The organism is Bacteroidales bacterium (genome assembly GCA_023228145.1).
Lineage (GTDB): Bacteria > Bacteroidota > Bacteroidia > Bacteroidales > CAIWKO01 > CAIWKO01.
The window spans coordinates 172,370-191,387 of record JALOBU010000002.1 but is presented as its reverse complement, the minus strand read 5'-3'; the positions used below and the strand labels follow the sequence as shown (position 1 = coordinate 191,387).

22 protein-coding genes, 5 tRNA genes and 1 pseudogene are annotated in these 19,018 nt (G+C 38.9%); 24 read left to right on the top strand and 4 right to left on the bottom strand.

Annotated features, from left to right (window positions below; translation table 11 throughout):
* Positions 1-56 precede the first annotated feature (56 nt).
* From M0R16_01775 to M0R16_01765, 3 genes and pseudogenes are all read left to right on the top strand, one after another.
* Positions 57-623: pseudogene (locus M0R16_01775) on the top strand (hypothetical protein).
* A gap of 537 nt (positions 624-1,160) precedes the next feature.
* Entirely contained in the window at positions 1,161-1,553 is a 393-nt protein-coding gene (locus M0R16_01770) for a tail fiber domain-containing protein (GenBank protein ID MCK9611610.1), read from the top strand.
* A 164-nt stretch (positions 1,554-1,717) separates the two neighbouring features.
* Complete coding sequence (locus M0R16_01765) at positions 1,718-2,425, top strand: chorismate mutase (protein ID MCK9611609.1); 708 nt, start codon at positions 1,718-1,720, stop codon at positions 2,423-2,425.
* Positions 2,426-2,430: 5 nt separating this feature from the next.
* Here the strand turns inward: M0R16_01765 and M0R16_01760 are convergent, their stop codons facing one another.
* Together M0R16_01760 and M0R16_01755 are read right to left on the bottom strand one after the other, a co-directional pair.
* Complete coding sequence (locus M0R16_01760) at positions 2,431-3,819, bottom strand: aminopeptidase P family protein (GenBank protein MCK9611608.1); 1,389 nt, start codon at positions 3,817-3,819, stop codon at positions 2,431-2,433.
* Between the two features lie 51 nt (positions 3,820-3,870).
* On the bottom strand, positions 3,871-5,178 hold the full coding sequence (locus M0R16_01755; GenBank protein ID MCK9611607.1) for an aminopeptidase P N-terminal domain-containing protein: 1,308 nt from the start codon (positions 5,176-5,178) through the stop codon (positions 3,871-3,873).
* A gap of 150 nt (positions 5,179-5,328) precedes the next feature.
* Here M0R16_01755 and M0R16_01750 point away from each other — a divergent pair, with 150 nt between their 5' ends.
* The 6 genes from M0R16_01750 to mnmD all read left to right on the top strand — a co-directional run bounded on the left by M0R16_01750 (position 5,329) and on the right by mnmD (position 11,263).
* Positions 5,329-5,994, top strand: coding sequence for a succinate dehydrogenase cytochrome b subunit (locus M0R16_01750; protein MCK9611606.1), 666 nt, complete (start codon positions 5,329-5,331; stop codon positions 5,992-5,994).
* 69 nt (positions 5,995-6,063) lie between these two features.
* Entirely contained in the window at positions 6,064-8,001 is a 1,938-nt protein-coding gene (locus M0R16_01745; protein MCK9611605.1) for a fumarate reductase/succinate dehydrogenase flavoprotein subunit, read from the top strand.
* Positions 8,002-8,022: 21 nt separating this feature from the next.
* The gene (locus M0R16_01740; protein MCK9611604.1) at positions 8,023-8,388 is read left to right on the top strand and encodes a four helix bundle protein; all 366 of its coding nucleotides are present in this window, start codon (positions 8,023-8,025) and stop codon (positions 8,386-8,388) included.
* A gap of 54 nt (positions 8,389-8,442) precedes the next feature.
* Complete coding sequence (locus M0R16_01735) at positions 8,443-9,216, top strand: succinate dehydrogenase/fumarate reductase iron-sulfur subunit (protein MCK9611603.1); 774 nt, start codon at positions 8,443-8,445, stop codon at positions 9,214-9,216.
* Positions 9,217-9,302: 86 nt separating this feature from the next.
* A complete protein-coding gene (locus tag M0R16_01730; GenBank protein MCK9611602.1) occupies positions 9,303-10,595 on the top strand; it encodes a hypothetical protein in 1,293 nt (430 codons plus the stop codon).
* 2 nt (positions 10,596-10,597) lie between these two features.
* Complete coding sequence (gene mnmD, locus M0R16_01725; GenBank protein MCK9611601.1) at positions 10,598-11,263, top strand: tRNA (5-methylaminomethyl-2-thiouridine)(34)-methyltransferase MnmD; 666 nt, start codon at positions 10,598-10,600, stop codon at positions 11,261-11,263.
* A 29-nt stretch (positions 11,264-11,292) separates the two neighbouring features.
* Here the strand turns inward: mnmD and M0R16_01720 are convergent, their stop codons facing one another.
* Positions 11,293-11,562 carry an acylphosphatase gene (locus tag M0R16_01720; GenBank protein MCK9611600.1) on the bottom strand — a complete coding sequence of 90 codons (270 nt, stop codon included), beginning with the start codon at positions 11,560-11,562 and terminating at the stop codon, positions 11,293-11,295.
* Between the two features lie 5 nt (positions 11,563-11,567).
* The gene (locus M0R16_01715) at positions 11,568-12,137 is read right to left on the bottom strand and encodes a hypothetical protein (protein MCK9611599.1); all 570 of its coding nucleotides are present in this window, start codon (positions 12,135-12,137) and stop codon (positions 11,568-11,570) included.
* Positions 12,138-12,521: 384 nt separating this feature from the next.
* Between M0R16_01715 and rpsU the strand changes: the two genes are divergently transcribed.
* From rpsU to rplL, 15 genes are all read left to right on the top strand, one after another.
* Entirely contained in the window at positions 12,522-12,716 is a 195-nt protein-coding gene (gene rpsU / locus M0R16_01710) for a 30S ribosomal protein S21 (protein MCK9611598.1), read from the top strand.
* Positions 12,717-12,826: 110 nt separating this feature from the next.
* Entirely contained in the window at positions 12,827-13,717 is an 891-nt protein-coding gene (locus tag M0R16_01705) for a tyrosine-type recombinase/integrase (GenBank protein ID MCK9611597.1), read from the top strand.
* Between the two features lie 18 nt (positions 13,718-13,735).
* Positions 13,736-14,035, top strand: a complete 300-nt coding sequence (locus tag M0R16_01700) for an HPF/RaiA family ribosome-associated protein (GenBank protein ID MCK9611596.1) — start codon at positions 13,736-13,738, stop codon at positions 14,033-14,035.
* 126 nt (positions 14,036-14,161) lie between these two features.
* Positions 14,162-14,235, top strand: a tRNA-Thr gene (locus tag M0R16_01695).
* Between the two features lie 21 nt (positions 14,236-14,256).
* Positions 14,257-14,341: transfer RNA gene (locus M0R16_01690), tRNA-Tyr, on the top strand.
* A 22-nt stretch (positions 14,342-14,363) separates the two neighbouring features.
* Positions 14,364-14,439, top strand: a tRNA-Gly gene (locus tag M0R16_01685).
* Between the two features lie 5 nt (positions 14,440-14,444).
* Positions 14,445-14,516 (top strand) — tRNA-Thr (locus M0R16_01680).
* Positions 14,517-14,577: 61 nt separating this feature from the next.
* Positions 14,578-15,765, top strand: coding sequence for an elongation factor Tu (gene tuf, locus M0R16_01675; protein MCK9611595.1), 1,188 nt, complete (start codon positions 14,578-14,580; stop codon positions 15,763-15,765).
* A gap of 77 nt (positions 15,766-15,842) precedes the next feature.
* A tRNA-Trp gene (locus M0R16_01670) sits at positions 15,843-15,915 on the top strand.
* A gap of 18 nt (positions 15,916-15,933) precedes the next feature.
* Positions 15,934-16,125: a preprotein translocase subunit SecE gene (secE, locus tag M0R16_01665; protein MCK9611594.1), complete on the top strand. Its 192-nt coding sequence runs from the start codon at positions 15,934-15,936 to the stop codon at positions 16,123-16,125.
* Positions 16,126-16,189: 64 nt separating this feature from the next.
* Complete coding sequence (nusG, locus tag M0R16_01660) at positions 16,190-16,732, top strand: transcription termination/antitermination protein NusG (GenBank protein MCK9611593.1); 543 nt, start codon at positions 16,190-16,192, stop codon at positions 16,730-16,732.
* A gap of 35 nt (positions 16,733-16,767) precedes the next feature.
* Positions 16,768-17,211 (top strand): 50S ribosomal protein L11, encoded by a 444-nt coding sequence (gene rplK, locus M0R16_01655; GenBank protein ID MCK9611592.1) that lies wholly within the window; start codon positions 16,768-16,770, stop codon positions 17,209-17,211.
* Positions 17,212-17,236: 25 nt separating this feature from the next.
* Complete coding sequence (gene rplA, locus M0R16_01650) at positions 17,237-17,929, top strand: 50S ribosomal protein L1 (GenBank protein ID MCK9611591.1); 693 nt, start codon at positions 17,237-17,239, stop codon at positions 17,927-17,929.
* A 29-nt stretch (positions 17,930-17,958) separates the two neighbouring features.
* Positions 17,959-18,486 carry a 50S ribosomal protein L10 gene (gene rplJ, locus M0R16_01645; GenBank protein MCK9611590.1) on the top strand — a complete coding sequence of 176 codons (528 nt, stop codon included), beginning with the start codon at positions 17,959-17,961 and terminating at the stop codon, positions 18,484-18,486.
* Positions 18,487-18,528: 42 nt separating this feature from the next.
* Positions 18,529-18,915 (top strand): 50S ribosomal protein L7/L12, encoded by a 387-nt coding sequence (rplL, locus tag M0R16_01640; GenBank protein MCK9611589.1) that lies wholly within the window; start codon positions 18,529-18,531, stop codon positions 18,913-18,915.
* Positions 18,916-19,018: the final 103 nt, after the last annotated feature.

Below are 19,018 nucleotides of genomic sequence, written 5' to 3'. Positions count from 1 at the left end.
CAAGTTGGTTTTCATTGTGTGACTCTCATGGAGTTACAGGGGTTACTGGTCCTACTGGCCCTCCTGGTCCACAGGGTTTACAAGGTCCTGCTGGCCCTGCAGGTGCAACTGGGGCACAAGGTCCTGCCGGCCCCGCTGGAGCTACTGGCCCACAAGGTCCTGCCGGTCCCGCTGGAGCAACTGGTGCACAAGGTCCTGCTGGTCCCGCCGGAGCAACGGGTCCACAAGGCCCTGCTGGTCCTACAGGCGCAACTGGGACACAAGGCCCTGCCGGCCCCGCTGGAGCTACTGGTCCACAAGGTTCTGCAGGTCCAATAGGCCCAACAGGGGCAACTGGCTCTGACGGAGCAACCGGCCCTCAAGGCCCCGCTGGTCCCACTGGAGCAACTGGTCCTGCAGGAGCCACTGGCCAGCAAGGTCCTGCCGGCCCAATAGGTCCAACAGGAGCAACCGGCCCTGACGGAACTACTGGTCCTCAAGGCCCCGCTGGTCCTGATGGAGCAACTGGCCCTACCGGAGCTACCGGCCCGCAAGGCCCAGTCGGCCCCATAGGCCCGACAGGCGCAACAGGGGCAAACGGTTCACAAGGTTCTGTTGGTCCCATAGGCCCTACAGGCCCGACATGTAATGTAACGGCTCATGAGTTTAACAATAATGGTACCTCTTATGTTACAGGTTGTGCAAGTACAATAACTACAACAAAAGGAGCATGGCTTACAAGTTTGAACACAGGTTTAACTACTGACGTGAGCAATAAGTTAGGAACTACTGATGCAATCCCTATTGATTTTTATACAGGTAATGTTTTAAGGGGCAGGGCATCTGCTGCCGGAGAGTGGACATGGGGTGCTACTACAACAACTATGACCGGAGATTTGACTTCGGCTGTGGCTAACACATCTTTCCCCTGGGCTTTAAGTGTTTATGTGCCAAATACGATAACCGGTAACTCAGGAGGTGTGTTTGCGTCATCAAATTCAAGTGGGGCAAATGCCATTTACTGCATACAGGGCGAGTATAATGGAAATCAATCAAATGGTGCAGGAGTGAGAGGTGTGGCAAATTCAAACTTTGCAGGAAGGGGTGTTCATGGCATTCAGACTAACATTTCTGGCTGGGCAGGATATTTTGATGGCGCGGTATATTCTAGTTGGGGATATATGCCGGCACCTTCTGATTTAAAACTGAAAAAAAATATTAAAATAATATCCAATCCGATAGAGAAATTAAAACAAATAAGAGGGGTTGAATATGATATGCGTGTTGATGAATTCCCCGCTTATGCTTTTGATAAACAACATAAATTTGGTGTAATTTCACAAGAGGTTGAATTGGTTTTTCCTGATATGGTAAGAGAAAGGGAGATATTTTCTACAAATTGTACGAGAGATAATAAAGAACCTCAGCAATCCATGAAAATTAAAACAATGGATTATATCGAGCTTATCCCTGTGCTTATTGAAGCCGTCAAAGAACAACAAAATTATATTGATGAACTGAAGAAAAAGAATGCAGAATTAGAAGAAAGATTGCTGAAGGTTGAGAATAAATAGTTTTTACTATTATTAATTCATACAGATTACATTTGTTTCCTCATTTTTTTTTCCAGTTTGATGATTCGTTCGAATGGAACAAAGCCGATTCTTTTATTAAAAAGAATCATTCCAATCTGGCCATCGTTTTCTCACCTGAGTTTATATCTAATCATTCTTCTGAATTGATTTCTTCAATAATATCAAAAAACTCGTGTATAACAGGGAATATATTTAACCCCAAAGAAACAATACTTTCTGAAAACAATTTTGACTTTATTATTGTTTCGAACACGGATTTTGATAGGTTTATAGATATAAAAATACCTAATAAAAAAATTGTTGTCAGTTTTGAAATACAAAATCCAGGTCAGTATACCCCCTCATTGATTGATCAATTAAAAAACTATTTTCAGTTTACAGTTAAATACCCGCAATATACTTGTGCAGTATTCACGGATTTATCTTTAATTGAGGACTTAATCGGATTTTTAGGATTGATGAATAAAATAGGCTTGAGACATTTCATAACGCCATATGATGAATGTGCTGACAAGCTAAAAACGGATTCTCTGCAATTTCTTTTTCAAAATAATAATGCTATTCCTGACGTCAGTACGGTTCTTCAGCTTGAAAAGCTCAGGGGAAAAGCAGACCATCTGGATGAAAAAGTAATTGAAATCTTATCAGAGCGTAAAAAATTAGTGGAGCAGATGTCCCAAATTAAAAAGCAAAAAAATCTGCCGATTTTTGACCCCCAGCGCTGGAATGAAATTCTTAGATCCAGAAAACGATCAGGAAAAGAAAAAATGCTTGATGAAGAGTTGATAGAGAAAATATTCGAAGCTATTCACTTGGGCAACATAAAGTCAATGCTAAGTGATGAAGAATAAGAAAGTTAATCTTTCATTAGTTCTTCAATATCTGCAATTTTTTTCGGTATGGGTTTCCCCAGAATTTTATAACCTGCTTCAGTAACTAGGACATCGTCTTCAATACGAATACCTCCAAAATCAAGATATTCTTTAACCTTATCATAATTTATAAATTCTGTGAATTTATTTTCAGATTTCCAGAGATTATATAATTCCGGAATAAAATAAATTCCCGGTTCTACTGTCAGTACAAAGCCTGGCTGCAGCCTTCTGCCTAAACGCAGATATGCCGTACCGAACTGGTCTATCGGGCGAAGTTCATCATCATACCCTACATAAATCTGGCCGATATCTTCCATGTCGTGTACATCCAGCCCCATCATGTGACCGAGGCCATGAGGAAGAAACAAAGCATGTGCTCCTTGTTTTACCGCTTCTTCTGTGTCGCCTTTCATCAGGCCGGTTTTTTTCAGTCCATCAGCTATTACTTTGCATGATAAAAGATGTATGTCCTGATATTTTACTCCGGGTTTTATAGCTTCTATAGCGGAAAGTTGTGCATTGAGCACGATCTGATAAATTTCTTTTTGCTTTTTTGTGAATTTTCCGCTGACAGGAATGGTACGGGTGTGGTCAGTAGCATAATGTAACGGGGTTTCAAAGCCTGCGTCTATGAGAAGCAGGTCGCCATTTTTCATCATATTGCCATGAGCATGGCCATGCAACACTTCTCCGCGTACAGAAAGTATGATAGGGAAGGAAACGCTGCCGTTATTAGCCATTGCAATGCCTTCCATGGTGCCCGAAATTTCGTATTCATACCTGCCCTCCTTTGCCAGTTTCATTCCCATCAGGAACATATCATAAGCCACCTCCATCCCTTTTTCAATTTCCGCTATTTCCTCAGCGCTTTTAATTGAACGAAGTGTAATAACGGCATGTGTCAACTCCATTGAAGCATTTTCTTTCAGTTTTTCTACTGGAATACCCAGCAGGGTACTAATATGTATTTTAGTGTTGGGGTTGTATGGCGGTAAAAAATGTATCCTACGATTTTGCTTTTTTGCATCATTGATATAATCTGTGTATGCAGAAAAAGGCCTGGTGTCGTTGATACCTACTTTTTGTGCTTTGTCTTTTAACAGTGGCAGGGGGCCTGTCCATATCACATCTTCGATGTCCACATCGTTGCCGAAAATGATTTCCTTATCGTTGTCAATGTCAATGACAGCCGCCAGCCCAGGTTCGTCAATGCCGAAAAAATACAGAAACGTGCTGTCCTGCCTGAAGTGATAAGCATTGGCGGGATAATTCATAGGCAGTTCAGAATTCCCTGTAAAAATATATAAGCCGTTTTTCAGGATGGCTTTTAATTTTTGTCTTCTTTCAACATAAGTGCTTACTGGAAACATAGTTTTAAATATTAGTTAATGTTGCTTTTTAATTTAATGGATATAAAGTTGTTATTTTTTTAAAGTTTTATTTTTTTTCATTAAAGTTTCAATTTCATCTGCTTCTATCGGAATATTTTTTGTCAGGTCTATTGGCCCTTTGCTGCCAACCATGATATCATTTTCAATTCGGATACCGATGCTTTCCTCTTTGATATAGAGCCCTGGTTCACAACTGAGAACCATGCCAGGTTTTAGAATAACCTGCCGCGTCCCCACATCATGTACATCCAGTCCTATAAAATGTGAATTTCCGTGCATATAGTATTTGAAATACAGGGGGTTGGCAGGGTCCTGATTTTTTACGTCTTTGGCTGAAAAAAGTCCAAGCTTAATCATCTCGGCTTCAAAAAGTTGAGTGACGGCTTTATTTATTTTTTCGATGGTGGTACCCGGAACTATCAGTTGAGCAGCTTTTTTGTGCACTCTCAGCACCGCGTTATAACAGTCTTTTTGTCTTTTGGAAAATTTTCCGTTTACAGGTATTGTACGTGTTACATCTGCGGCATAATTTCCATATTCAGCGCCGTAATCAATAAGCACCAAATCACCGTCTTTAATTTTCTCATCATTTTTAATATAGTGCAATACACAAGCATTCACACCCGAGGCAACAATAGGATAAAAAGAATGCCCGTCGGCGCCATTGCGAATAAATTCATGGACGATTTCAGCTTCCACTTCATATTCCATCATACCGGGACGAATTCTTTCGAGAATTCTTCGGAAAGCTTTTTCGGTAATATTACATGCATGTTGCATCATTTTAACCTCTTCAGGCTCCTTACATAAACGCAACTTAGTAATAAGAGGGTTGAGCCGTTCAAAATTATGCAGGGGATATTCTTTTTTCATTCGCTTTGCAAAGCGCAGTTCGTTAGAGATAACTTCCGTGGAGAAGCGGGCGTTCTCATAAACATTGATGTAAATATTTTCAGAGCGAAGCACGAGGTCTTTGAGTGTATCTTCAAAACTATCAAGCCATTTGACTGTTTTGACCCCGGAAACTTCTCTGGCTTGTTCCAGATTATATTTATGCCCGTACCAGGTTACCATGGTTTCGTTGGTTTGCAAGGTAAAAACAATTTCACGCATCGCTTCCACCGGATGTCCGGGGCAGAGGCAGAGGATACACTTTTCCTGATCAAGTCCTGTGAGGTAAAATAAATCGGAATTCTGTCGGTAGGGATGGAATTGGTCTCCGTTTCTATGATACTCATCATTAGAGAGTATTATTGCCAATGAATTGGGCTTTAATTTCTTCAGCAGTTTTTGACGGTTGCTGATAAAAAAATCCTGTTTTATAGGTTTATAACGCATTTTGAAATATTGTTAACCGGTTGTTAAAAAAAAGATAGATTTTATTTGCTAAAAGTAATATCAAAAATTATCTTTGTGAAATATAAATACAAAGAAAAATATTTTTTATAAAGGTACAGTTTTTTTTAATTTTTTTCAAAGCTGAAAATTATGAGCAAATTATTATCGTATTCTTCGATTACAAAAAAAATCGTGATGGGAGCCTTCGGGCTTTTTTTGGCGTTATTCCTGCTGGTACATCTTACTATAAACCTCCTTCTTATCGCCGGAGATAACGGAGAGATGTTTAAGGTTGCATCTAATTTTATGACAACAAATATTGCAATTAAAATTTTTGAGTATGTACTTTTTAGCGGCTTTGCTATACACATTTTGATAGGAGTAATAGTAACCCTGAAAAACTGGGCATCACGCCCGGTGCGTTATCATGTTGTGAACAAATCTCATACAGAGTTTTTTTCAAAATATATGATATATACCGGAATCATCATTTTAATATTTCTGATTCTACATTTCATGCATTTCTTTTTTATTAAGATGGGCTGGGTACAACCTCCGGCAGGAGTTGATACACACGATTTTTATCAAATGGCAATCCTGCTATTTCAGAATAAAGTATATTCGTTTATTTATATAGCCTTTTTTATATTTCTCGGTTTTCACCTGAACCATGCTATATTATCTGGTTTTCAGACTCTCGGCCTCAACCATAATAAATATAACAAAGTCATTAAGGTTGTGAGTACTGCTTATGCATTGATTATTTCCGTTGGGTTTTCTATTATTCCGATTTACTTTATGTTTATTTATAATTGAGTTTCAAGCACTATTAAAACACATAAAAAATTGTAAACAATAAAATAAAAATAAAACCACCACGCATCCATGAAATTAAATTCAAAAATACCTGAAGGGTCATTAGCCGAAAAATGGACTAATTACAAATCCACCTGTAAGCTTGTCAACCCATCAAACAAGCGTAAGCTGGATATAATTGTAGTGGGTACCGGCCTTGCCGGGGCTTCAGCTGCAGCTTCTCTGGGTGAGCTTGGCTACAATGTGAAAGCATTTTGTTATCAGGACAGCCCTCGCCGGGCACACAGCATTGCTGCCCAGGGGGGTATCAATGCCGCAAAAAACTATCAGAACGATGGAGATAGTGTGTACCGTTTATTTTACGATACTTTAAAGGGTGGAGATTACAGGGCTCGTGAAGCCAATGTGTATCGCCTGGCTGAAGTAAGCAATGCCATTATCGATCAGTGCGTGGCCCAAGGGGTTCCTTTTGCACGTGACTATGGTGGATTGCTGGATAACCGTTCGTTTGGCGGAGCACAAGTGTCGCGGACATTTTATGCCCGGGGACAGACAGGCCAGCAATTACTCTTGGGAGCATACAGCGCTCTGAGCCGCCAGATAAAAAAAGGTAAAGTTGAACTCTTTAACCGCCGTGATATGCTTGACGTGGTGCTCGTTGAAGGAAAAGCACGAGGAATCATTGTCAGGAATTTGGTTACCGGAGAAATCGAAAAATATTTCGGCCATGCCGTGGTTTTGGCTACCGGGGGTTATGGAAATGCTTACTTCCTCTCCACAAATGCTATGGGATCAAATGCTACTCCGGTATGGCGTGCATACAAAAAAGGCGCTTTTTTCAGCAACGCCTGTTTTACCCAGATACATCCAACTTGTATTCCCGTCCACGGCGATTTTCAGTCGAAACTAACACTGATGAGCGAAAGTCTGCGTAATGATGGAAGAATCTGGGTGCCTAAGAAGAAAGAAGATGTGGAAAAGCTTCGTAAAAAAGAGCTAAAACCTGGAGATATTTCTGAAGAAGACCGCGATTATTATCTTGAAAGAAGGTACCCTGCCTTTGGAAATTTAGTGCCACGTGACGTTGCTTCTCGAGCAGCCAAAGAACGTTGCGATGCGGGGTTTGGGGTTAGTCATTCAGGATTGGCGGTTTATCTCGATTTTAAGGATTCTATTGCCAGGCTTGGTAAAAACGTAATTGAGGAGCGTTATGGGAACCTGTTCCAGATGTATGAACAGATTATTAACGAAAACCCTTACGAAACACCGATGATGATTTACCCCGCTGTTCACTATACTATGGGTGGCTTGTGGGTTGATTATGAATTAATGACTACTATCCCCGGCCTTTATGCTATAGGTGAATGTAATTTTTCGGACCACGGTGCTAACAGGCTCGGAGCTTCAGCGCTTATGCAGGGCCTTGCCGACGGGTATTTTATTTTGCCTTATACCATTGGTAACTATTTGTCTGCAGAGATTCATACAAAACGAATCCCTACCGATGCCCCGGAATTTGTTCAGGCTGAAAATGATATAAAAGAGCAGCTTGATAAACTGAAAAATATTAAAGGCAAGCAATCTGTCGATTCTATTCATAAAAAATTCGGGAAGATGATGTGGGAGCATTGTGGCATGGGCAGGAACGAAGAAAGACTAAAAAAAGGTTTGTCAATGATCCCTGACATAAAAAAAGAGTTTTGGAATGATCTGTTTATCCCGGGTGAGTTGAACGAGTTTAATCCTGAGTTCGAAAAGGCGAGCAGGGTAGCTGATTTTATTGAACTTGGCGAACTGATTATGAGAGATGCACTGCAACGCAGAGAATCATGCGGGGGCCATTTCCGCGAAGAAATGCAGACCGAAGAAGGCGAAGCAAAACGTGATGATGAGAACTTTGCATTTGTTTCTGCTTGGGAATATAAAGGCGAAAGCGTGGATCCTGAAATGCACAAAGAAGAGCTTACTTTTGAGGTAGCAAAGCCATCGCAGAGGAGTTATAAATAGCCATTGGCCATTATATGATTAATGATGGGAATGATAAATTCATATAAGGATTTGGAAATTTGGAAAATGGGCATTGAGCTGACGGTTGATATCTATAGGCTATCATTGATATTTCCTGAAGAGGAAAGATTTGGGCTTGTATCACAGATAAGGAGAGCTTCAGCATCAGTCCCTGTTAATATTGCAGAAGGATGGGGTAGGAAATCCACAAAATCTTATGTGTTATTCTTGAAACAGGCAAGAGGGTCATTATATGAACTAGAAACGGAGCTGATTATTTCAAATAAAATTGGCTACTTTAAAGAGAATTCTGAAGAACTTTTTGCAAAAATAAGTTCGTTGTCAAAAATGATTAATTCATTAATAAAATCACTGGAAAATAAATAAATTAATAATTGTGGCTTATGGCCATTGGCCATTGGCTGGAAAAATAATTATAATATGGACCTAACCTTAAAAATCTGGCGTCAGAAAAATGCCAAAGCAAAAGGGAAATTTGAAGTTTATAAAGTTTCAAATGTTTCCCCCGACAGTTCGTTTTTTGAAATGCTTGACACCCTTAACCAGCAGATCATCGAACAAGGTAACGACCCCGTGGCATTCGACCACGACTGTCGCGAAGGTATTTGTGGAACCTGCAGCTTATATATTAATGGCCGTCCTCATGGGCCCAAACGCGGTATCACTACCTGCCAGCTTCACATGCGTTCATTTAATGACGGCGACACCATCGTGATTGAACCATGGCGTGCCAAACCATTTCCTATTGTTAAAGACCTTGTGGTTGACCGCTCAGCTCTTGACCTGATAATACAGGCAGGGGGGTATATTTCTTTGAATACAGGAGGTATTCCTGATGCTAATGCTATCCCAATACCCAAATCAAAAGCGGAGTTGGCTATGGATGCTGCTGCATGCATAGGTTGTGGCGCCTGTATCGCAGCTTGTGCCAATGCATCAGCGATGCTGTTTGTTGGTGCTAAAGTTTCGCAGTTTGCACTTTTACCTCAGGGAAAAATTGAAGCTTCTGAACGTGTACAGAAAATGGTTGCCGAAATGGACAAGCTGGGTTTTGGTAACTGTAGCAACACTTATGCCTGTGAGGCTGAATGCCCTAAGGAAATAAAAGTAACCAATATTGCACTTATGAACAGGCAGTTTATGAAAGCTAAGGTATGCTCCCAGAAATATGAAATGAAAAATGCAGGCGCATAATCTTAACTATAAATAATTTGTAAAGGATATAATATTAAAACTGCCATAAGATTGACACTCTTTGGCAGTTTTTTGTTTCATAAAACATGTACTTAATTAAATATACATTTTTTTTAGTGATTTTCATTTTGTATTCCTGCAAAAAGAACAACGATACAATAAGTCCGCAGATTACTATAACAATACCTTATGAAAATCAAAGCTTTCATGTGTTTGATGACATTCATGTAATGGCAGCAATTTGTGATGACAGAACTCTGGAATATGTAAGTGTTACAGTAACGGATGTTAATTTTGTTACGGTACTGAGTGGAGGCGCTTTCTATCCTGATAATAGCTGTTATTCATTAAATACTTGTATTGAAATTGATGACATCATGTTGCCTTCCGGTGTTTATTACCTGCTCCTCAAAGCTTATGACGGAACAAATGAAACAAAAAGATTTCTAAAAATATATATTCATGAAGCAGAAAAGGAATTGCAATATGTTCTTGTTGTTACAAAAAACAATCAGAACATTAGGGTTCATAAAATTGATTCTGCGAATCATGTAAGCCAGATGGCAGCTTTCATCTCTGACTATACGAATTCCTGCATTAGTTCTGATGCACAGCAGTTTTATATTGCAGGTAAATTTTTCGGCGATGTGAATGTGTATGAAATGAATGAATGGCAATTGAACTGGAACGTTCCATGTATTAATAACCCTCCTTTCCCTTATTTTGTTACTATAGAAACTTATAAAGATTTATTGTATGTTTCGTTTTATGAAGGAAAATTTCAAATATACAACAGGTACGGAAGTATAATTGCTTCAAGAGTTACCGATGATGTTGAGTATCCGGTAACATTTTTCCCTGACGGAGATTTCTTATTAACCTATGAAAGGAGTTATACCGGAATGGAAAAACATTTCGTGATGTATTATGTGCCTTCTTTTGTTGTTTATAAACGTATTTTATTATCATACGAAATAAAAAAGATTTTCAGGGCAGACACAGATTATTATCTGCTATTTACTAATAATTCCGGACAAGGGAAAATTAGGTTAGTTTCTCCATCTACAGAAACTTTTTGGGATATTTATACACATAATGAAGGCATCTTTACAGATGTTGCAATTACTGAACCGGGGCAGTATATTTTTTGTGATGGCAATAATGTTTATACCTACGACTATTCTTCGGGAATCTGTGACCAGTGGGTAGCAGCACCTAATTCGACATGCATGGCTTATGATGGCACACAGGGTTTTGCTTATTTTTCAAGAGATTATTTCAATGTGATAAAAAAGAATCTTCAATCAACCATACTGCAAACAAGTTTTATGTTTTCGGACACTGTGTATAAGATATTGCCGGTATTTAATAAAGACTGACGATGAAAAGTCAAATCATCATAACAGCTGATGGGTCGCACACACTGCATATCCCTGAACTGAATGAGTGTTATCATTCCCGTAATGGAGCCATTGCCGAATCAAAGCATATTTTTATTGATGCAGGTTATCGTTTTTTATCATGGAATAAGGAACACCTGAACATTCTGGAAGTAGGTTATGGAACAGGATTGAATGCTTTTCTCACATTGATTGAATGTGAAAAAGATGAGAAAAAAGTAAATTACGTTGCTGTTGAGCCATACAGAATTGAGGAGAAAATTTTGTCGAAATTAAATTACCCCGATATTACCGGTTCCGGTCATCATAAGATGTTTGCAGAATTGCATCAATCGGTTTCAGGTGTTATTAATCAACTTTCAGGTAATTTTGAAATTGTATTAATTGAAAGAAAAATTGAAGAAACACAGCTTCAGGATAATGGTTACGACCTTGTGTATTTTGATGCATTTGCACCCGATGTTCAGCCTGAAATGTGGACACCGGAGATTTTTAATAAGTTATATATTGCAATGAAAGATGGTGGCATTTTGGTAACATATTCCTGTAAAGGTGACGTTAAAAGAGCATTGAAGAGTGCCGGATTTACAATTGAAAAATTGCCCGGTCCACTTGGGAAAAGAGAATTTCTAAGAGCAAAAAAATAGAAGAATTCCGGAAGAAAGTAAAAGAAAAATTATCGTTTGATTTCAAAACTCTTAAACCCTTGCATGGTTGTTTTTTTCACGATAATGTTGTCAACCCTTGCCCATGGCGGGCCATGATGGCACCAGGAAATAAATGATTCAATATTTTTTTCTTCACCTTCGGCTTCAATGTAAACGGAACCATCCGTCATGTTTTTTACAAAACCGGTAATATTCATTTGGGATGCTGCCTCCATTGCACTGTAGCGAAACCCGATTCTTTGAACTAGCCCAAAAACTTCAATGTTAACGTGTACCATTATATTTAAGGATTCAATCGTTTCGTCATCATTTCTGAAACAAGCTCGAAAAACTGGCATGGGTTTGATTTGCGCCAAAGTATCTGGTTGAGTTTTTTTCCGAAAGCAAGATAATAATCAATGTGTCCGTGTTCAAATTCTTTCACCACGTGTTCCCTGAAATTCACACAGGCAATCCACCCATCTTCCAGTTCGTCAAACCATTCCTGGTAATATAAATCATCAGAAAAATGAAAATTAAGAATGTTTTCACCTATCAGGATGAATTTGTTGATACCATTGCCAAGCAAAATATCAATCACGTTTTCTTTGAGGAATTTAATGTCATTGTAGAGGCAATCGTTCCATTCGCCAATTAATTCAAGGATGACAAAATTTTTCTGGTAGTCTGTATATAATAATTTAATGTATAAAGTGGCGGAACCAAAACAATCCCACTGCGGATGAATTAAGTAATTGTACACAGCATAAGGAAATTCAAATTCGCTATACGTATTGCCATAAAATGGTGAGCGCACATCTTCCGAAGCGATGTACAGGTGCCTCCAGTTATAATATGGCTCGATGGTGTGCATTATTGCAAAATTACTAATTCTATTTAGAAATAATTGAATAAGTGAAGATTTAAGTAAGGTTTTAATGGATTGATTCCAATTATTAATTTTAATTCTCTGTATGATAATGAAACCCTGAGCCAGTCAGCTGTTCTTTAAGAAAAAAATTTATTTCTATGATTTTTATAACAACTTGTCGAAGACGGACCTGTTCTGTTCCTTTTCGACACGCCCCAACGTTAAAGCCGGGACGGTTCTATGTGACAAAAAATTCAAAAGGTGGTGTTATTTATCAAAAAAAAATCCACGAAACTCTTTTATAATAAAATATTTACTATTTTTGCACTCCCAAATATGGGGAATTAAAATATTTAAAAACCATCTAAAGAAAGAGAGAGATTTTTTATGATTATTGTACCGGTAAAAGAAGGCGAAAACATCGACAAAGCCCTGAAAAAATACAAAAGGAAATTTGAAAAAACGGGCGTGGTAAAAGAATTACGCGAACGCCAGAAATTTACAAAACCTTCGATAAAGCGCAGGGAAGAGCTGATAAAGGCCAGATATATTCAGAAACTCAACGAGGAAAAGAATAAATAGCCCAGCGCCGGTTTACCTTTGCAAAAAGAAAGAATAATTCTTGCTTTTTCAAAATAATTTCGTTACTTTTACGTTTGTTATTAAGAAAAACAGGAATTATTTTTTTTTTGATGGTTGAGCGTTTTTTACATTACCTGCAGTACGAGAAAAGGTACTCCCCCCATACAGTAATTAGCTATAAAAATGATTTGGAGCAGTTTGCAGCATACCTTGAGCAAAACTACGAACTTGAAAACCCATCAATGGCTACGCATATCATGATACGTTCATGGTTCGTGCAGATGATGGAAGGGAATATATTGCCACGCTCGGTGAACCGTAAAAAAGCATCGCTAAATTCGTTTTATAAATTTCTGAAAAAGCAGGGAGAACTCAAAGAAAACCCCATGCTTAAGGTATTATCTCCCAAAACATCCAAACGCTTGCCGGCTTTTATAGAGGAAGATAAGATGAAAACCCTGCTCGACGAGAGTTTTTCTGATAAACCTAACGATTTCACCACAGTGCGTAACCTATTAATTATTGAAATGTTTTATGTTACAGGTATGCGCCTGTCGGAACTTGTGAACCTGAAAGAAAAGGATGTGAGCCTTTACAACCTGACATTGAAAGTGATGGGTAAACGCAGCAAAGAGCGGTTGATACCTTTTAATAACAGGTTTAAAGCCCTCATCGAAAAATACATCAGCATTAAACACAAAACTTTCGGGGCAGAAATAAATTCAGAATTCCTTTTTGTTACCAATAAGGGAGAAAAAATTTACCAGAAGTTAATTTATCGTATTGTAAATCATTATTTAAGCATTATCACTTTACAGGAAAAAAAGAGTCCGCATGTTTTAAGGCATACTTTTGCTACCCACATGCTCAACCATGGTGCCGACCTGAATTCAATAAAAGAGATTTTAGGTCATGCAAATCTCTCGGCCACACAGGTTTATACTCATAATACCATAGAAAAATTAAAAACTATTTATAAACAAGCACATCCAAAAGCATAAAACAAAAGGAGGTTCATTATGAAAGTTAGCATTACATCAATAAAATTTAAAACAGACAAAAAACTGGAGCAATACATCCAGGAGAAAGTTGATAAGTTGTCCGGCTTATTCGACGGACTCATTGGGTCGGAAGTAACTCTCAGGGTTGAAAAAAATCAGAAGGAAGATAATAAAGTCACAGAAATTCGTTTGATGATATCCGGCAATGACTTGTTTGCCAAGAAACAATCAAAGACCTTTGAACAATCTACAGATATTGCTGTTGAAGCACTTCGGAAGCAACTGTTGAAGCATAAACAGAAAATAAGAGGTATGTAGTAATAAAAAAATATAAATATTTCTTTGTTAGTAAGTAAAAAGTTTATACATTTGCAGACCTTTTTTGTAAAAGGTCTGTTTTTTTATGTATTTTATTGATTTACAACAGAAAACAAGCATGAAAATGCCGGAATAGCTCAGTTGGCCAGAGCAGCTGATTTGTAATCAGCGGGTCGGGGGTTCGAATCCCTCTTTCGGCTCACGTTCTTTGAAGCGTATTTGGGGAGATTCCAGAGCGGTCAAATGGGGCAGACTGTAAATCTGTTGGCAATGCCTTCGGAGGTTCGATTCCTCCTCTCCCCACCAATACTAAATTGTTTTTCAACATGCGGAAGTAGCTCATTTGGTAGAGCGATAGCCTTCCAAGCTATAGGTGACGGGTTCGAGCCCCGTCTTCCGCTCCAGACTAGCCGTTGTAGCTCAGGGGTAGAGCACTTCCTTGGTAAGGAAGGGGTCACGAGTTCAATTCTCGTCAATGGCTCTACAAAGAATAATAATCAATCAGAAAATAAATTATAATCACCTAACAAACTTAAATTAAAATGGCAAAAGAAAAGTACGATCGTTCCAAACCCCACGTGAACATTGGGACAATAGGTCACATCGACCATGGTAAGACTACCTTAACCGCAGCTATCACTCTGGTACTGTCGCAAAAAGGCTGGTCAGAATTCAGATCATTTGATTCAATCGACAATGCTCCTGAAGAAAAAGAAAGAGGTATTACCATTAATACCTCTCATATTGAGTATACAACAGCTAACAGGCATTATGCTCACGTTGACTGCCCCGGACATGCCGACTATATTAAAAACATGGTTACCGGTGCTGCCCAGATGGACGGCGCAATCCTTGTTGTTGCTGCTACTGATGGCCCTATGCCTCAGACCAATGAACATATTCTGTTGGCACGCCAGGTTGGTGTTCCAAAGATTGTTGTTTTCATGAACAAAGTTGACCTTGTTGATGACGAAGAACTTTTGGAAATCGTGGAAATGGAAATCAGAGACAGGCTTACATTCTACGGATTTGACGGTGAAAATACTCCCGTTATCAGAGGCTCTGCATTAGGCGGATTAAACCTGGAACCTAAATGGGTTGATAAAGTTGTGGAACTTATGGACGCTTGCGACAGTTATATACCATTACCTCCCCGTGAAATAGACAAGGATTTCCTTATGCCCGTTGAAGACGTATTTTCTATTACCGGCCGCGGTACCGTTGCAACCGGAAGAGTTGAAACAGGAGTTATCAACTCAGGCGACCCTGTTGAAATCATCGGCCTTGGTGCTGAAAAGATGAAATCAGTGGTTACAGGTGTGGAAATGTTCCGCAAAATTCTTGACAGGGGTGAAGCCGGCGACAATACCGGTCTGTTGCTCAGAGGTATTGATAAGGATCAGATTTGCCGCGGTATGGTTGTTGCAAAACCCGGTTCAGTGAAACCTCATAAACATTTCAAGGCTAAAGTTTATATTCTGAAAAAGGAAGAAGGAGGGCGTCATACACCTTTCCATAACAAATACCGCCCGCAGTTTTATTTCAGAACTACTGACGTTACCGGAGAAGTTAATCTTATCAACGGTGTGGAAATGGTATTGCCCGGGGATAACCTTGATATTGAAGTGAAATTAATTTCGGAAATCGCCATGAACCTCAATCTGCACTTTGCTATTCGTGAAGGAGGAAGAACAGTAGGAGCTGGGCAAGTAATTGAAATTCTGGATTAAAATTAAAAAACAATATGTTATGCTGAAAAATTCAGGGTAACATGAATTGTCATGCAAAGCTTGTTATGTGAATTTAAACGGGTGTAGCTCAATTGGTAGAGTGGCGGTCTCCAAAACCGTAGGCTGTGGGTTCGACTCCTACCACCCGTGCAACATCAGCTTGAAATTATGAAAAAAATAAAAAATTATATTAAAGAAAGTTACGACGAATTGGTTCATAAAGTCTCATGGCCTACATGGCGTGAGTTACAAAGCAGTGCCATTGTTGTTTCCATTGCTTCCCTAATAATCGCCTTGGTGGTTTATCTGATGGATTTAATAATAGGCACTTTACTAAAACAGTTTTACCACTTGTTTTAGTTTTATTAATCAGTATCGTTGTTCTTTCAATTATTCAGAAAATTCTCCCAGAAGCGAATGATTTATGAGTGAACAAGTTAAAAAATGGTATGTTGTCAAAGCGATAAGTGGCAAGGAAAAAAAGATTAAGGAACTGATTGAAAGTGAGATCAATCATCAAAATCTTAAAGACTATGTTACACAGGTGTTGATACCAACCGAAAAAGTATACCAGGTCAGAAAAGGAAAAAAAATCAGTAAAGAAAGAAATTTTTTCCCTGGTTATGTGCTTATTGAAGCAGCCCTAGTTGGCGAAGTAGTTCATGTCATCAAGAATGTGTCCGGGGTATTAGGCTTCCTGGGTTCCAAAGGCGAACCCATACCCATGCGCATGTCGGAAGTAAACAGAATATTGGGAAAAGTTGATGAACTATCGGAAAAAGGAGAGGAAATCAGCGAACCCTTTATTGTAGGAGAATCAGTACGGGTGATTGACGGCCCTTTTAACAGTTTCAGCGGCGTGATAGAAGAGGTAAATGAAGAAAAGAAAAAATTGAAGGTTATGGTGAAGATATTCGGAAGAAAAACACCGCTCGAATTAAGTTTTATGCAGGTCGAAAAAGAATGAGGTACTATTGTTTTATTTTGATAAAATAAAGAAAAATGGCTAAAGAAGTAAGCGGAATTATTAAACTGCAAATCAAAGGAGGCGCAGCCAACCCATCACCACCTGTAGGCCCTGCATTAGGAGCTAAAGGTGTAAATATTATGGAGTTCTGCAAACAGTTCAATGCTCGTACACAGGATATGGCAGGGAAACTGATTCCTGCAATCATCACTGTTTACAAGGACAAATCCTTTGATTTTATTATTAAAACTCCTCCTGTAGCAGTACAGCTTCTTGAAATTGTGAAGAAACAAAAAGGTTCAGCCGAACCCAACAGGAATAAAATCAGCTCTATCACCTGGGAACAAGTGAAGTCAATTGCTGAAGCTAAAATGGTTGACATGAATGCTTTTACGGTTGAGTCGGCAATGAAAATGGTAGCAGGTACTGCACGCAGCATGGGAATATCTATTCAGGGAAACCCACCATTTGCTTTATAAGAGTAAACTTTTTAACTTTTGAAAAATGGCAAAAATAACGAAGAAAAGAAAAGAATCGCTTGCGCTGGTTGATAAGAACAAAGCAGTTTCATTGGAAGAAGCTGCTGAACTGGTGAGAAAAATAAGTTACACCAAGTTCGATTCCTCCGTGGATATTGACGTACGTTTGGGTGTTGACCCGCGTAAAGCCGACCAGATGGTTCGTGGTATAGTTACCTTACCTCATGGAACAGGAAAGGTTATTCGTGTTTTGGTATTATGCACTCCCGATAAGGAAGAAGAAGCAAAAAATGCCGGAGCGGATTACTATGGACTGGATGAGTATATCAATAAGATAAAGGAAGGGTGGACAGATATTGATGTTATCATTACAATGCCTAGTGTCATGCCTAAAGTTGGTGCTCTGGGACGAATACTCGGGCCCAGGGGGCTAATGCCGAATCCAAAATCAGGCACAGTTACTATGGATATCGGGAAGGCTGTAAAAGAGATTAAAGCCGGTAAAATTGATTTTAAAGTTGATAAATACGGAATTATCCACGCAGGTATTGCTAAGGTTTCGTTCGAGAGCAATAAAATTGCTGACAATGCCAGGGAAATACTCCAGACCATTGTCCGCTTGAAACCGTCCTCTGCAAAAGGGACTTACATTAAAAGCGTTTACATGTCTTCTACTATGAGTCCCGGCATACAAATCGATACGAAATCTATCATATAATAATTTAATAAGGAAATAATCTGAAATATATGAAAAAAGATGAAAAAGAACAGGTTATTGAAGTTTTGAGCCAGCAACTTAAAGCTGCCAATAACTTTTATATTACTGATATTTCCGATTTGAATGTTGAAAAAACTAACGAATTACGTCGTTTATGTTTTAAACGCAACATCAAGCTCACGGTTGTAAAAAATACATTGCTGAAAAAGGCGATGGAGAAAACAGAGAGAGATTTTGAGGAACTATATCCGGTGCTTAAAGGCGGCACTTCAATTATGGTGTGCGAAGCAGCTAATGTGCCGGCTAAGTTGATTGCCGAGTTTAGAAAAACCTTTAAAATGGAAAAACCTGTTTTAAAGGCAGCATTTATTGAGGAATCGACCTATATAGGAAACGACCAGCTGAGTTTGCTGGTAGCCCTTAAATCTAAAAATGAGCTTATCGGAGAAATCATTGGATTACTGCAATCACCCGTAAGAAATGTTATTGGGGCATTGCAATCCGGTGGACAAACGATTTCAGGTATCGTAAAAACATTATCAGAAAAACCTGAGTAGAACATTAAAAATTAATTGTAGAACACTTAAAACTTAAATAAAATGGCAGATTTAAAAGCTTTTGCAGAACAGTTAGTTAACCTTACCGTTAAAGAGGTTAATGAATTAGCTAAAATTTTAAAAGAAGAATATGGAATAGAACCCGCAGCAGCAGCAGTGGTGGCTGCACCTGCAGCAGGTGGTAGTGCTGCTGACGGCGGCGCTGAACCCGAAGAAAAATCACGTTTTGATGTGATCTTAAAGTCAGCCGGACAGGCCAAATTAGGCGTAGTAAAACTGGTTAAGGAAATGACCAGCCTGGGATTGAAAGAAGCAAAAGAACTTGTTGATGCAGCACCAAAAGCTATAAAAGAAGGTGTAAGCAAAGACGAAGCTAACGCATTGAAAACACAGTTAGAGGAGGCAGGCGCTGAAGTTGAAATTAAGTAAAGGAAACATTGATTAAAGATTGTTCAGACACCCAACCTAAGGTGTCTGAGCATTGTTATTTTTTAGCGTTCATTTCATATTTTCTAAACTTAAAACCTTACAA

Excerpts from the sequence above, each read along its gene's own strand:
- rplJ (MCK9611590.1), top strand. The coding sequence starts at position 17,959 with ATGAAAAAAGATGAAAAAGAACAGGTTATTGAAGTTTTGAGCCAGCAA.
- M0R16_01745 (MCK9611605.1), top strand. The coding sequence starts at position 6,064 with ATGAAATTAAATTCAAAAATACCTGAAGGGTCATTAGCCGAAAAATGG.
- rplA (MCK9611591.1), top strand. The coding sequence starts at position 17,237 with ATGGCAAAAATAACGAAGAAAAGAAAAGAATCGCTTGCGCTGGTTGAT.
- M0R16_01705 (MCK9611597.1), top strand. The coding sequence starts at position 12,827 with ATGGTTGAGCGTTTTTTACATTACCTGCAGTACGAGAAAAGGTACTCC.
- M0R16_01715 (MCK9611599.1), bottom strand. The coding sequence starts at position 12,137 with ATGCACACCATCGAGCCATATTATAACTGGAGGCACCTGTACATCGCT.
- secE (MCK9611594.1), top strand. The coding sequence starts at position 15,934 with ATGAAAAAAATAAAAAATTATATTAAAGAAAGTTACGACGAATTGGTT.
- rpsU (MCK9611598.1), top strand. The coding sequence starts at position 12,522 with ATGATTATTGTACCGGTAAAAGAAGGCGAAAACATCGACAAAGCCCTG.
- rplK (MCK9611592.1), top strand. The coding sequence starts at position 16,768 with ATGGCTAAAGAAGTAAGCGGAATTATTAAACTGCAAATCAAAGGAGGC.
- M0R16_01750 (MCK9611606.1), top strand. The coding sequence starts at position 5,329 with ATGAGCAAATTATTATCGTATTCTTCGATTACAAAAAAAATCGTGATG.
- M0R16_01770 (MCK9611610.1), top strand. The coding sequence starts at position 1,161 with ATGCCGGCACCTTCTGATTTAAAACTGAAAAAAAATATTAAAATAATA.
- mnmD (MCK9611601.1), top strand. The coding sequence starts at position 10,598 with ATGAAAAGTCAAATCATCATAACAGCTGATGGGTCGCACACACTGCAT.
- M0R16_01730 (MCK9611602.1), top strand. The coding sequence starts at position 9,303 with ATGTACTTAATTAAATATACATTTTTTTTAGTGATTTTCATTTTGTAT.
- rplL (MCK9611589.1), top strand. The coding sequence starts at position 18,529 with ATGGCAGATTTAAAAGCTTTTGCAGAACAGTTAGTTAACCTTACCGTT.
- M0R16_01735 (MCK9611603.1), top strand. The coding sequence starts at position 8,443 with ATGGACCTAACCTTAAAAATCTGGCGTCAGAAAAATGCCAAAGCAAAA.
- M0R16_01740 (MCK9611604.1), top strand. The coding sequence starts at position 8,023 with ATGATGGGAATGATAAATTCATATAAGGATTTGGAAATTTGGAAAATG.
- M0R16_01720 (MCK9611600.1), bottom strand. The coding sequence starts at position 11,562 with ATGGTACACGTTAACATTGAAGTTTTTGGGCTAGTTCAAAGAATCGGG.
- M0R16_01700 (MCK9611596.1), top strand. The coding sequence starts at position 13,736 with ATGAAAGTTAGCATTACATCAATAAAATTTAAAACAGACAAAAAACTG.
- nusG (MCK9611593.1), top strand. The coding sequence starts at position 16,190 with ATGAGTGAACAAGTTAAAAAATGGTATGTTGTCAAAGCGATAAGTGGC.
- M0R16_01760 (MCK9611608.1), bottom strand. The coding sequence starts at position 3,819 with ATGTTTCCAGTAAGCACTTATGTTGAAAGAAGACAAAAATTAAAAGCC.
- M0R16_01755 (MCK9611607.1), bottom strand. The coding sequence starts at position 5,178 with ATGCGTTATAAACCTATAAAACAGGATTTTTTTATCAGCAACCGTCAA.
- tuf (MCK9611595.1), top strand. The coding sequence starts at position 14,578 with ATGGCAAAAGAAAAGTACGATCGTTCCAAACCCCACGTGAACATTGGG.